Here is a 13,749-nt window from a genome sequence, read left to right as displayed (position 1 = left end):
CGGGCGCCATTCGCTCCTTAGAAAGGAGGTGATCCAGCCGCACCTTCCGGTACGGCTACCTTGTTACGACTTCGTCCCAATCGCCGATCCCACCTTCGGCAGCTCCCTCCTTGCGGTTGGGCCACTGACTTCGGGTGTTACCGACTTTCATGACGTGACGGGCGGTGTGTACAAGGCCCGGGAACGTATTCACCGCAGCGTTGCTGATCTGCGATTACTAGCGACTCCGCCTTCATGGAGTCGAGTTGCAGACTCCAATCCGAACTGAGACCGGCTTTGTGAGATTCGCTCACCCTCGCGGGATCGCAGCCCTCTGTACCGGCCATTGTAGCATGTGTGCAGCCCAGGACATAAGGGGCATGATGATTTGACGTCGTCCCCACCTTCCTCCGGTTTGACACCGGCAGTCTCCCATGAGTCCCCGCCATTACGCGCTGGCAACATAGGATAAGGGTTGCGCTCGTTGCGGGACTTAACCCAACACCTCACGGCACGAGCTGACGACAACCATGCACCACCTGTATACGACGCCGAAGCACACCATGTTTCCATGGTTTTTCCGTATATTTCAAGCCCTGGTAAGGTTCTTCGCGTTGCTTCGAATTAAGCCACATGCTCCGCCGCTTGTGCGGGCCCCCGTCAATTCCTTTGAGTTTTAGCCTTGCGGCCGTAGTCCCCAGGCGGGGTGCTTAATGCGTTAGCTGCGGCACGGAAGAAGTGGATTATCTCCCACACCTAGCACCCATCGTTTACGGCGTGGACTACCAGGGTATCTAATCCTGTTTGCTCCCCACGCTTTCGCTCCTCAGCGTCAGAACAGGCCCAGAGATCCGCCTTCGCCACCGGTGTTCCTCCTGATATCTGCGCATTTCACCGCTACACCAGGAATTCCGATCTCCCCTACCTGCCTCAAGTTCTCCAGTATCGGGTGCGGTTTCAGGGTTAAGCCCTGAGATTTCACATCCGACTTAAAGAACCGCCTACGAGCTCTTTACGCCCAATAATTCCGGACAACGCTCGGTCCCTACGTATTACCGCGGCTGCTGGCACGTAGTTGGCCGGACCTTCTTCTGGAGGTACCGTCACTTTCGCTTCTTCCCTCCTGAAAGTGGTTTACAACCCGAAGGCCTTCTTCCCACACGCGGCGTCGCTGCGTCAGGCTTTCGCCCATTGCGCAAGATTCCCCACTGCTGCCTCCCGTAGGAGTCTGGGCCGTGTCTCAGTCCCAGTGTGGCTGTTCGAGCTCTCACTCCAGCTACGCGTCGTTGCCTTGGTGAGCCATTACCTCACCAACAAGCTGATACGCCGCGAGACCATCCCGGAGCAGCGGACTTTTCCTCCAGCTGCCATGCGGTAAATGGAGAATATTGGGCATTAGCCACAGTTTCCCGTGGTTATTCCCATCTCCGGGGTAGGTTTCTCACGTGTTACTCACCCGTTCGCCGGTCTCCACACATCCGAAGATGTGCTTCTCCCTCGACTTGCATGTGTTAGGCGCGCCGCCAGCGTTCGTCCTGAGCCAGGATCAAACTCTCCATTAGAGACCTGTAGCGAACAGCAAAGCTGCAACCACACATCCTGTGGAGATAAATGACCTTGGTTATGGAATGAACACTGACAAATTTTCGTTGTCAGTCATCCTGAATCAAGGAATCTACAAACTCGTCGAGATGCCATACCGAAGCACAACACCCCAGACGGGGCTTGCATGTATAAAGTGCACTGACTTTTGGCACACTGTGTAGTTTTCAAGGAGCGGGGGACACAATCTCCCGAGTTCCTCCGAACCGACAACCGCCGGCAACCAAAGGCTTTCGGTCAACCATGCAACCGGACAACCGTCCGGGCTCCAAGTCCTGAATCGAAGACCTCCCGCAGAACACGAGAGCCGATCACTATGGACTGCACCGCTTCCGGGGGGCGAACCCCTTCTTGCGGCGGACGGAGAACAATAGGCGACCCTCGGGGGGTTCGCAACCCTGGGCATCACATTTTCGCCCCGGCAGGGTCCTCCGAGACCTGCTGGAGCCCATGTTCTGGGGCTCCAGCGCGTATTCAGATTTCTTCGGACAGTCTACCCCGACCACCCACATGCGCGTCCAGAGGAACTTGGCGCGCCCGCGCCTGTTCGGGGCCGACGGCCCAGCTGCCCGGAGGGCGACCCCGTCGCTCCCGTCGCTCCCGACCGGGTGCCGAACGCGCCCCTTCGAGGGCCGGGGCATGTGCCGCGGGGACATGACGAGGTGCCGTACGGACAGCGCGACGGGCGAGGTGCCGTACCGAAAGGGCGACGGGCGGCGTCGGGGGCTGGCCGCGTCGGGGGCTGGCCGCGGGAAGTCCGCCGTCGCTCCGCACTGTGTCGCCCAACCGGCTACAGACCGCGGTTCGCCGACACACCGGTTCCATCCACGCACGCCAGGTCCCCCACTGTGTCGCCCAACCGGCCACAGACCGCAGTTCGCCGACACACCGGTTGCACGCATGGGGACCCACCGCCGCGCCGGTCGCTCCCGCCGGCGGCTGACGGCGATCGGCCTACGTCGGCCGGTGCCCTTGGCGCGGGCGCGTCCAGAGACCGGGCCGTAGCACCCCGCACGGGGCGGGGTTGGCCCCCTTGGCCGCTCGCCTCCCGGGCACGTCAGCCGGAGCTCGAACCGGCGGCCACCCCGGCCTCCCCCTCCCACATGGCCAGTCTGTCAACAGCGGGCGAAATCTGACCCCCTTGCAGCGGTTGAATCTTGACCCCCTCTGGAGTTCATGGTGCTGGGTCGGCGGCGGGGACGCGGCCGAGGTCGCGGTCCTTGAGGCGGTAGCTGTCGCCCTTGAGCGGGACGACGTCGGCGTGGTGGACGAGCCGGTCGATCATGGCTGCGGCCACGACGGGGTCGCCGAAGACCTCGCCCCACCGGCTGAATGGCTTGTTGGAGCTCATGATCACGCTGGCGCGTTCGTATCTGGCGGCGATGAGTTGGAAGAACAGGTTGGCGGCCTCGGCCTCAAACGGGATGTAGCCGACCTCGTCGATGACCACGACGGGGACGCGGCCGAGGGCGCGGAGTTCGTCCTGGAGCCGGCCGGCGGCGTGGGCGGCGCCGAGCCGGTCGACCCATTGGGCGGCGGTGGCGAAGGCGACGCGGTGACCGGCCAGGCAGGCGCGGATGCCCAGCGCGATGGAGAGGTGGGTCTTGCCGGTGCCGGGCGGGCCGAGGAACACCACGTTGGCGCGGGCGTCGACGAAGTCGAGCTGGCCGAGATGGCCGATCAATTCGCGCTTGACGGAGGTCTGGTGGTCGAAGTCGAAGTCCTCCAGGGTCTTGCGGGCCGGGAACTTCGCGGCTTTGATGCGGGCCTGGCCGCCGTGGGCGGCGCGGGCGTCGACTTCTTTCTCAAGGCACGCGGCGAGGAACGCCTCGTGGGTCCAGCCCTCCTCGCGGGCCCGGTCGGCCAGCCGCGGGGCGGCCGCCGCGAGGGACGGGGCCTTCATGGCCCGGCACAGGTAGGCCAGGTGGCTGTCGGTGGCCGACGCCGGCGTGGTTGCCATCAGGCCACCCCGAGCAGCCGGTCGTAGTCGGCGAGGTCCCGCTGCTCCACACCGGTGTCGGGGCCGGCGACGGGCAGCTCGAGCAGCTGGGCGCGGGCCTTGCGGGCGGCGTCGTGGGCCGGGTCGGTGATGGTCTGATGCTTGGCGAGGACCCGGTCGTGGCGGGCGACCTCGTCGCGGCCACAGGTCACCACGACCTGATCGGCGGTGCGGCGGATGGTGACCTTGCGGCCGATCGCGCCCGGGTGGACGGAGTAGTCGTTGGTGTCCACCCGCACCCAGTGGTCGGCGCCCAACCGGACGGTGTGGGTCCAATCGACATCGGGCGGCACCGGCGGCAGCGGCAGCATCGCGGCCAGGTCGGCGTCGATGCGTTCGGAGGGCCGCTGGCGCAGCCCGGCGTGGACCCTGACGTTGGCCCGGTCCTCAAGCCACAGGCCCAGCTGGGTGTTGAAGTCGTCGATCGAGCCGAAGCTGCGTCCGGGCATGAAGCTCGTTTCCAGGTAGCCGTTGGCCCGCTCCACCACCCCCTTGCGCTCCGGGTGGCCCTTGGCCAGCACGATCGAGCCCATCCCCAACGTGCCTCGGAACGCCAAGTACTCCTGGGTGTAGACCAGCTTGCGGCCCCGCCGGACGCTGATCGCGGGCTCGCCGTCATACACCCCCTTGCGGGGCACCCGGCCCAGGTCGCGGAGGCACCACAGGTGCCCGCCGAGCACGTCGTGTTTGTCCGGCTCTTCCTCCCTGAGCGTGGCGGCGGGGGTCGTCGAGCCTGACGTGTAGGTCCCTGGGGTCCCGCTTGGATCGCGGTTGTTCGAAGACTGCGATCAGAAGGACCCCAGGGATGGCCGACGATACGGCGCTGGGCACTGTTGTGCTCGGCTTGGAAGGCTTCGTGCTGCTCGAAGCCAGGGAGGTGGACGGCGAGGTCGAGCTCGCCGTTGAGACAATGGCGGTGACCACCGGCTGCCCGGAGTGCGGGGTGGTCGCGCGTGCGCACGGCCGCCGCGCCACCGTGGTGCGTGACGTAGCGATGGGCGGTCGGCCGTGCCGGTTGGCGTGGTCCAAGCGGCTGTGGCGTTGCGAGGAACAGTTGTGCCCGAAGCGGACGTGGACCGAGCGACGCGATGACGCGGCCCTGCCGCGGGCGGTGCTGACCGAGCGGGCCCGCGCCCACGTGTGTGTCCAAGTGGGCCGTCATGGCCGGCCGGTTGCCCAGCTGGCCCGCGAGTTCGGCACCGGCTGGAACACCGCGATGGCCGCGGTCCGCGACCACGGCCTGCCGCTGACCGAGGACCCGGCACGCACCGCTGGGGTGGCCTCGTTGGGGGTGGATGAGACCAGCTTCCAAGCGGCCGGGCCCAGGCGGCGGACGACGTTCGTGACCGGGCTGGTCGACCTCGACACCGGCCGGCTGCTGGACGTGGTCGACGGCCGTGCCGGCACGTCGGTGGCCGGCTGGCTGCAGCAGCGTGGTGACGGCTGGCTCTCGGCGGTCAGGCGGGTCGCCCTGGATCCGCACCGCGGCTACCTCAACGCGTTGCTGGAAGGGCTGGACGCGCCCACCGCCGTCGTCGACGCCTTCCACGTGATCAAGCTGGCCAACACCGTGGTCGACGAGGTCCGCCGTCGTGTCCAACAAGACGAGATGGGCCACCGCGGCCACAAGGGCGATCCGCTGTACGGCATCCGGCGCACCCTGCTCGTCGGTACAGAACGGCTCACCGACAAGGGCAAGGCGCGGCTGGAAGCCGCGCTGGTCGCGGGCGACCCCGACTGCGAGGTCTGGTACGCCCACCACGTCAAGGAGCTGCTCCGCAGGGTGTACCGCGCCGATGCTCACGACGAGGCCGCAGACCGACTCGAGGAGTTCCACGAGGCCTGCCAGTTCGTGGAGATCCCCGAGATCCGACGACTCGCCCGCACCCTGCGCCACTGGCACCATCAACTGCTCGCCTACTGGCGATGCGACGGCCTCTCCAACGGCAAGACCGAGGCCATCAACGCGCTCATCAAGCGCATCAAGCGCGTCGGCCACGGCTTTCGCAACCTCGCCAACTACCGCCTCCGGCTCCTGCTGTTCTGCGGCAAGCCCGCATGGCAGGATCAACCTGCCGCGAGACTGCGAGGCCCTCGCCACGCTTCGTGAGGAAGACCCGTTTGTCCTTGGACGGGATCATCCGGGCGGTGATCCACCGCGAGTAGCAGGGCACCCCGACGATCACCGGCAGCACCGCGGTCTGTCCGAACCCGACCGGCACCTTCAGGTCCTCGGGGAACCACAGGTCCCACTGGGCCAGCTCGCCCTCCCGATAGACGGTGCGGCCATACCCCTCCGGCAGCAGGTAGGCCGGACGCAGCTCACGCACCCGGTCGCGCAGCACCGTCATCCCCCGCGACCAGCCGATCCGCTCGGCGATCACCGTGGCCGGCATGTCCGGCGTGGCCTTGAGCAACTGGCGGATCTGCGGCTCGAACGCATCCACCGCCGACCCCGCCGCCTCCCGCTCGTACTTCGGTGGCGACGCCGAGCGGATCGCCGCCCGCACCGTGTTGCGCGACAACCCCGTCGCCCGCACGATCGCCTTGATCGCCATCCCCTCAGCGAAATGCAACCGGCGGACCTCAGCCCACTGCTCCACGTCAATCACAACCCTTCCTCCTGACTCGACGACACGATCGAGTCAGGGTCAGATCCCACCCGCCCACAGCAGGTGAACCACGACGAAGGGGGTCAAGATTCGCCCGTCGTCAGGGGGTCAGTATTGGGCCGCTACCGACACAGTCCACTCGAACGGCCGGTAACCCCTCCCCCAGACCGACCCCGGTCCACACACCTCCCAGCGCTTGTCGGGTATCGGGCCACCCGCCGCAAACACCCGACACGCCCCCTCCACACGGGCCACCCACTCCCCCACGCCTGTCGGATATCGGACCACCCGCCGCAAACACCCGACACGCCCCCTCCACACGGGCCACCCACTCCCCCACGCCTGTCGGATATCGGGCCACCCGCCGCAAACACCCGACACGCGGCCCTGGCCCGGCCGACGTGCCTGTCGGGGTCTAGGGCCACTCGCCGCAGACGCGCGACAGGCGGGGAGGCCCTGGGCCGTGGGGCTCGGACGGATTGAGGGGCGACTTGCCCAGCGCGTCTCGAGCTCGAGATCCGCTCCCTTCAAGGCCCTGGTGGAAGGGGAGGCGGGCGGCCCACCCGACACCGTGGCCACGGCCCCCGGCCACCGCCGCCCCGCGGCCGGTCTGCCGAACGGGCTCCATCGAGGACGGCGAACGGGCTGACCCTGAGGCCGCTGACGAACGGCCTGCCGGAGGCTGCGTCGACGTAGCGAAGGCGCAACCCCGTCCGCTTGTCACGACCCGGCCGCTGCGAACGGTGTCCGGACACGACGAAGGCCCCGTGTCCCGGGGGGACACGAGGCCTCGTGTGTGTATGTGTCGGCACGCCCCCGTGGGGTGCACCGAAGTCGAGCGCGAGCGTGAGCGGGTCAGTCCTCGCCGAGGGACTCGAGCCGTTCCTCTGCGTCGAGGAAGTCGTCCTCGACGAGGACGGCGGCCGCGAAGTACTCCCGGGCCCGCTCGAGGTCACCCATCGACTCGGCGATGTCGCCGGCTGCGAACCAGACCCGGCCGTGCGGAATGCTGACGCCACCGTCGGGCAGCGGCGCACGATCCAGGATCGCCAACGCCACGTCGGGCTTGCCTTGATCTGCGGTCATGCCGGCCTGGACGATGATGGTCTCGATGACCCGGTCCAGGGGGACCTGTCCCTTCTCGTGGGCAGCGATGACCTCCTCGGCCAGCTCGCCCACCCGCTCGGGACGACCGAGCGCTCGGGCGGCGTCGGCGAGCAGGTGGTTCTGGTCGGCCTTGCCCGACATGCGCCGGTAGGCCTGCAGCTCCCGCTGGGCAGCCTCGAAGTCCTGGTCGAGGTAATGTGCGACACCGAGACCCTCACGGATCGCCACGCTTCGCGGCGCCTTGGCCTTGGCCCACTCCAGCAGCTCGAGGGCACGGGGAAGGTCGCCCTCTGCCATGGCCTCGGCCGCCGTGCCGACAGCGTTGGCGACATCGTCGACCTGACCCGGCTGCGACGTGCGCTTGATCTCGCGATAGACGCTGCCCGGCAGCTCGGGGCGCTCGGCTGGCAGGTCCGGCCGGGTCACCTGGGTGGCCGCCGCCGGCTTGGGGCGCCGGGTCGGGGCCGGCTTGCCGCTGAGGCTTCGCCGGATCGGCTTGGACTCCCGTTCCTCGTCATCGCGAGGACGACCGGGTCCACGACGAGGCCCTCCCGGGCGCCCGTCGGAGCTGCGACCGCTACCGCCACCGCGATAGCCGCCTCCCCCACCGGAGCCACCACGGCTACCGCCGGACGAGCCGCCACGGCCGCCGCCCGAGCCGCCATCACGCGACCCGCCACGGGAACCTCCACCGCTGCGGCCGCCAGAGGGGCTCGAGCCACCTCGGTTGACCCGAGGCCTGTCTCCGCGGCCGCCCTGGCCGCCACCGCCTCGACGGTCGGAGCCGCCGGAACCGCTGCGTTCTCCTGCCATGGTCAGTCCACGTCCTCTTGGGGTCAGCCCCTTCGCCCGCGACCCGAGTGGTGATCACCCGAGCCCCGAACGCGGAGCAGTTGATTGCAAAAAGCACACTGGCCACCTTCGTGATGAAGGTGGCCAGTTGTGGTGGTCCGCGACGTCCTACTCTCCCACGCAGTCTCCCGCGCAGTACCATCGGCGCTGGAGGGCTTAACTTCCGGGTTCGGAATGGAACCGGGTGTACCCCCTCCGCAATGACCACGGAACTCTATGAAATTTGTGTATAGGGTTCCATCCCGTCCCAGGATGAACCACATAGCGAGCGCGAGCATCACGACAAGTAATCGGATTATTAGTACCGGTCAGCTGCAGGCATTGCTGCCCTTCCACATCCGGCCTATCAACCCAGTCGTCTACTGGGATCCTTAAAGAGAAACCTCATCTTGAAGCCGGCTTCGCGCTTAGATGCTTTCAGCGCTTATCCATTCCGTACGTAGCCAACCGGCCATGCCCTTGGCAGGACAACCGGCACACCAGAGGTACGTCCACCCCGGTCCTCTCGTACTAGGGGCAGCTCTTCTCAAGTTTCTTACGCGCGCAGCGGATAGGGACCGAACTGTCTCACGACGTTCTAAACCCAGCTCGCGTGCCGCTTTAATGGGCGAACAGCCCAACCCTTGGGACCTGCTCCAGCCCCAGGATGCGACGAGCCGACATCGAGGTGCCAAACCTTTCCGTCGATATGGACTCTTGGGAAAGATAAGCCTGTTATCCCCGGGGTACCTTTTAGCCGTTGAGCGCCATCTCTCCCACTTGAAGATGGCGGATCACTAGGTCCTGCTTTCGCAACTGCTTGACCTGTCAGTCTCGCAGTAAAGCTCCCTTGTGCCCTTACACTCGAAGGCCGATTACCGACCGGCCTGAGGGAACCTTTGAGCGCCTCCGTTACAATTTAGGAGGCAACCGCCCCAGTTAAACTGCCCACCAGACGCTGTCCCTGATCCGGATAACGGACCAAGGTTAGAAGCTCAATATTGCCAGGGTGGTATTCCAAGGTTGGCTCCACGAACACTGGCGTGCCCGCTTCAAAGCCTCCCACCTATCCTGCACAAACAACACCGAACTCCAACATCAAGTTGCAGTAAAGGTCCCGGGGTCTTTCCGTCCTGCTGCGCGAAACGAGCATCTTTACTCGTATTGCAATTTCACCGAGTCTCTAGTGGAGACAGTGCTCAAGTCGTTACGCCATTCGTGCAGGTCGGAACTTACCCGACAAGGAATTTCGCTACCTTAGGACCGTTATAGTTACGGCCGCCGTTTACTGGCGCTTAGATTCAAGGCTTCACCGAAGTTAACCTCTCCTCGTAACGTTCCAGCACCGGGCAGGCGTCAGTACATATACGTCGTCTTACGACTTAGCATGCACCTGTGTTTTTAGTAAACAGTCGCTTGAGCCTAGTCACTGCGGCCCACTCTCGTGGGCACCCCTTCTCCCGAAGTTACGGGGCCATTTTGCCGAGTTCCTTCACTAGAGTTCTCTCGATCGCCTCGGTATTCTCTACCTGTCCACCTGAGTTGGTTTGGGGTACGGGTGGTCTTAGCCCTCCCTAGATGCTTTTCTTGGCAGCATGGTATTTCGCACTTCCACTATCCGTGTCGGCGTCGTGTTTCAGCCTTTGTGCAGCCCGGATTTGCCTGGTCTGCAGCCTACGCACTTACCCCGGCTCTACCATCGGCCGGGTTGCGATAACCTCCTGCGTCACACCATCGGTCAAACGGTCTAGGACCAGTACAGGAATATCAACCTGTTATCCATCGATTACGCCTTTCGGCCTCACCTTAGGTCCCGACTTACCCTGGGCGGATGAACCTTCCCCAGGAACCCTTGGACATTCGGCGGAGGAGTTCCTCCCTCCTCTTTCGTTACTCATGCCGGCATTCGCACTTGTATATGCTCCACGGTCGGTCACCCTCCCGCTTCGCTGCGAATACAACGCTCCCCTACCCATGTACGAAGTACATGTCGCAGCTTCGGTGCATGGCTTAGCCCCGTTACATTGTCGACGCAGGATTTCTTGACCAGTGAGCTATTACGCACTCTTTCAAGGGTGGCTGCTTCTAAGCCAACCTCCTGGTTGTCTATGACATCCCACATTCTTTACCACTTAGCCATGACTTAGGGACCTTAGCTGGCGATCTGGGTTGTTTCCCTCTCGACTACGGAGCTTATCCCCCGCAGACTCACTGCCGCGCTTGGCGTACTGGCATTCGGAGTTTGACTGATGTTGGTAAGCTTGTAGGCCCCCGCGACCAATCAGTGCTCTACCTCCAGCACGGAACACGCGACGCTGCACCTAAATGCATTTCGGGGAGAACCAGCTATCACGGTGTTTGATTGGCCTTTCACCCCTATCCACAGCTCATCCCCCCAGTTTTCAACCTAGGTGGGTTCGGTCCTCCACGCGGTCTTACCCGCGCTTCAACCTGGCCATGGATAGATCACACCGCTTCGGGTATAGGACCAGCTACTGAACGCCCTGTTCAGACTCGCTTTCGCTTCGGCTTCCCAACGTCTGGTTAACCTTGCAACTGATCGCTAACTCGCCGGCTCATTCTTCAAAAGGCACGCTGTCACCCCGAAGGGCTCCAACTGCTTGTAGGCACGCGGTTTCAGGTACTATTTCACTCCCCTCCCGGGGTACTTTTCACCTTTCCCTCACGGTACTAGTTCGCTATCGGTCGCTAGAGAGTGTTTAGCCTTATGAGGTGGTCCTCACAGATTCACACGGGATTTCACGGGTCCCGCGCTACTTGGGATGACTGAACAGCTGCACACAGATTTCGCCTACGGGTCTATTACCCACTACGGAGGACCTTTCCAGGTCGCTTCGGCTATCCGCGTGCATCGACTGTGACCGGATGACAGTCCGATCTATCAGGTCCCACTACCCCCACATGGCAACGGCTGTCACCTTGACACCATGTGAGTTTGGGCTGTACCCCGTTCGCTCGCCACTACTAGGGGCATCACTGTTGTTTTCTTTTCCTCCGGTTACTGAGATGTTTCACTTCACCGGGTTCCCTCTCGCTGAGCTATGTATTCACTCAGGAGTGACAGGGCATAACCCCTGCCAGGTTTTCCTATTCGGAAATCCGCGGATCAAAGCTTGCTTGGCAGCTCCCCGCGGCTTATCGCAGCCTGCAACGTCCTTCATCGGCTTCTAGCGCCAAGGCATCCACCGGGTGCCCTTACTAACTTGCCGAGACGATGCTCGCGCTCGCTATGGAGTTCTCAAGGGACGAACAAGGCCGCAGATGACGCCTGCACCGCGCCCAACAGATGCTGGGTTGACGATGTGGTTCGTACGATGCGACCAAGAAGGAGCTTCTCGCTGCCTTCAAAGCTACACAGTGTGCCCACACACTCCAGATGCGTTCGCTACCGACTCGGTCATAACCCGAAGCCACCGAAGCGACCCAGGTCCCCCGAGCGGGGAACTCATCCTCGTGGATGAATAGTCAGTGATCCACAGAAACGGGGCGCCAATCGCCACAGAACGTTCGTCTGTGGTCGGGCGCCATTCGCTCCTTAGAAAGGAGGTGATCCAGCCGCACCTTCCGGTACGGCTACCTTGTTACGACTTCGTCCCAATCGCCGATCCCACCTTCGGCAGCTCCCTCCTTGCGGTTGGGCCACTGACTTCGGGTGTTACCGACTTTCATGACGTGACGGGCGGTGTGTACAAGGCCCGGGAACGTATTCACCGCAGCGTTGCTGATCTGCGATTACTAGCGACTCCGCCTTCATGGAGTCGAGTTGCAGACTCCAATCCGAACTGAGACCGGCTTTGTGAGATTCGCTCACCCTCGCGGGATCGCAGCCCTCTGTACCGGCCATTGTAGCATGTGTGCAGCCCAGGACATAAGGGGCATGATGATTTGACGTCGTCCCCACCTTCCTCCGGTTTGACACCGGCAGTCTCCCATGAGTCCCCGCCATTACGCGCTGGCAACATAGGATAAGGGTTGCGCTCGTTGCGGGACTTAACCCAACACCTCACGGCACGAGCTGACGACAACCATGCACCACCTGTATACGACGCCGAAGCACACCATGTTTCCATGGTTTTTCCGTATATTTCAAGCCCTGGTAAGGTTCTTCGCGTTGCTTCGAATTAAGCCACATGCTCCGCCGCTTGTGCGGGCCCCCGTCAATTCCTTTGAGTTTTAGCCTTGCGGCCGTAGTCCCCAGGCGGGGTGCTTAATGCGTTAGCTGCGGCACGGAAGAAGTGGATTATCTCCCACACCTAGCACCCATCGTTTACGGCGTGGACTACCAGGGTATCTAATCCTGTTTGCTCCCCACGCTTTCGCTCCTCAGCGTCAGAACAGGCCCAGAGATCCGCCTTCGCCACCGGTGTTCCTCCTGATATCTGCGCATTTCACCGCTACACCAGGAATTCCGATCTCCCCTACCTGCCTCAAGTTCTCCAGTATCGGGTGCGGTTTCAGGGTTAAGCCCTGAGATTTCACATCCGACTTAAAGAACCGCCTACGAGCTCTTTACGCCCAATAATTCCGGACAACGCTCGGTCCCTACGTATTACCGCGGCTGCTGGCACGTAGTTGGCCGGACCTTCTTCTGGAGGTACCGTCACTTTCGCTTCTTCCCTCCTGAAAGTGGTTTACAACCCGAAGGCCTTCTTCCCACACGCGGCGTCGCTGCGTCAGGCTTTCGCCCATTGCGCAAGATTCCCCACTGCTGCCTCCCGTAGGAGTCTGGGCCGTGTCTCAGTCCCAGTGTGGCTGTTCGAGCTCTAACTCCAGCTACGCGTCGTTGCCTTGGTGAGCCATTACCTCACCAACAAGCTGATACGCCGCGAGACCATCCCGGAGCAGCGGACTTTTCCTCCAGCTGCCATGCGGTAAATGGAGAATATTGGGCATTAGCCACAGTTTCCCGTGGTTATTCCCATCTCCGGGGTAGGTTTCTCACGTGTTACTCACCCGTTCGCCGGTCTCCACACATCCGAAGATGTGCTTCTCCCTCGACTTGCATGTGTTAGGCGCGCCGCCAGCGTTCGTCCTGAGCCAGGATCAAACTCTCCATTAGAGACCTGTAGCGAACAGCAAAGCTGCAACCACACATCCTGTGGAGATAAATGACCTTGGTTATGGAATGAACACTGACAAATTTTCGTTGTCAGTCATCCTGAATCAAGGAATCTACAAACTCGTCGAGATGCCATACCGAAGCACAACACCCCAGACGGGGCTTGCATGTATAAAGTGCACTGACTTTTGGCACACTGTGTAGTTTTCAAGGAGCGGGGGACACAATCTCCCGAGTTCCTCCGAACCGACAACCGCCGGCAACCAAAGGCTTTCGGTCAACCATGCAACCGGACAACCGTCCGGGCTCCAAGTCCTGAATCGAAGACCTCCCGCAGAACACGAGAGCCGATCACTATGGACTGCACCGCTTCCGGGGGGCGAACCCCTTCTTGCGGCGGACGAGTAATGTACGCCTCCCCCCGGGCCCCTGCAACCCCTGGACCGGGATTTTCTGGATGCCCGGACGCCAAACGCACGCTGACCTGCGAAAAGGCAGTCAGAACATGTTCTGGGAATCCCTGACAGGGGCGCAGCAGC

Annotated in this window: 4 protein-coding genes, 4 rRNA genes and 1 pseudogene; 1 reads left to right on the top strand and 8 read right to left on the bottom strand. The window is 63.0% G+C overall.

Annotated elements, in window-relative coordinates; translation table 11 throughout:
• Positions 1–21: 21 nt before the first annotated feature.
• From DVS28_RS09210 to DVS28_RS09200, 3 genes are all read right to left on the bottom strand, one after another.
• Positions 22–1,541: ribosomal RNA gene (locus tag DVS28_RS09210) — 16S ribosomal RNA — on the bottom strand.
• A gap of 1,214 nt (positions 1,542–2,755) precedes the next feature.
• On the bottom strand, positions 2,756–3,541 hold the full coding sequence (gene istB / locus DVS28_RS09205; protein WP_114589836.1) for an IS21-like element helper ATPase IstB: 786 nt from the start codon (positions 3,539–3,541) through the stop codon (positions 2,756–2,758).
• Positions 3,541–4,260: a transposase gene (locus tag DVS28_RS09200; RefSeq protein ID WP_114591183.1), complete on the bottom strand. Its 720-nt coding sequence runs from the start codon at positions 4,258–4,260 to the stop codon at positions 3,541–3,543. The genes istB and DVS28_RS09200 overlap by 1 nt, the downstream gene beginning before the upstream one ends.
• Positions 4,261–4,385: 125 nt before the next feature.
• Between DVS28_RS09200 and DVS28_RS09195 the strand changes: the two genes are divergently transcribed.
• Positions 4,386–5,690 (top strand): ISL3 family transposase, encoded by a 1,305-nt coding sequence (locus DVS28_RS09195; RefSeq protein WP_114591182.1) that lies wholly within the window; start codon positions 4,386–4,388, stop codon positions 5,688–5,690.
• A 16-nt stretch (positions 5,691–5,706) separates the two neighbouring features.
• Here DVS28_RS09195 and DVS28_RS29545 read toward each other — a convergent pair.
• The 5 genes and pseudogenes from DVS28_RS29545 to DVS28_RS09165 all read right to left on the bottom strand — a co-directional run.
• Positions 5,707–6,192: pseudogene (locus DVS28_RS29545) on the bottom strand (helix-turn-helix domain-containing protein); the annotation flags it as partial.
• A gap of 855 nt (positions 6,193–7,047) precedes the next feature.
• Positions 7,048–7,725: a tetratricopeptide repeat protein gene (locus DVS28_RS09185; RefSeq protein WP_114591181.1), complete on the bottom strand. Its 678-nt coding sequence runs from the start codon at positions 7,723–7,725 to the stop codon at positions 7,048–7,050.
• A 521-nt stretch (positions 7,726–8,246) separates the two neighbouring features.
• Positions 8,247–8,363: ribosomal RNA gene (gene rrf / locus DVS28_RS09175) — 5S ribosomal RNA — on the bottom strand.
• A gap of 66 nt (positions 8,364–8,429) precedes the next feature.
• A 23S ribosomal RNA gene (locus DVS28_RS09170) occupies positions 8,430–11,360 on the bottom strand.
• Positions 11,361–11,690: 330 nt separating this feature from the next.
• A 16S ribosomal RNA gene (locus DVS28_RS09165) occupies positions 11,691–13,210 on the bottom strand.
• Together the 16S, 23S and 5S rRNA genes form the textbook arrangement of a ribosomal RNA operon.
• Positions 13,211–13,749: the final 539 nt, after the last annotated feature.

Origin of the sequence: Euzebya pacifica, assembly GCF_003344865.1 — a bacterium.
Lineage (GTDB): Bacteria > Actinomycetota > Nitriliruptoria > Euzebyales > Euzebyaceae > Euzebya > Euzebya pacifica.
Note: the sequence above shows the minus strand (reverse complement) of the source record. Positions and strands in the feature narration are given on the sequence as shown.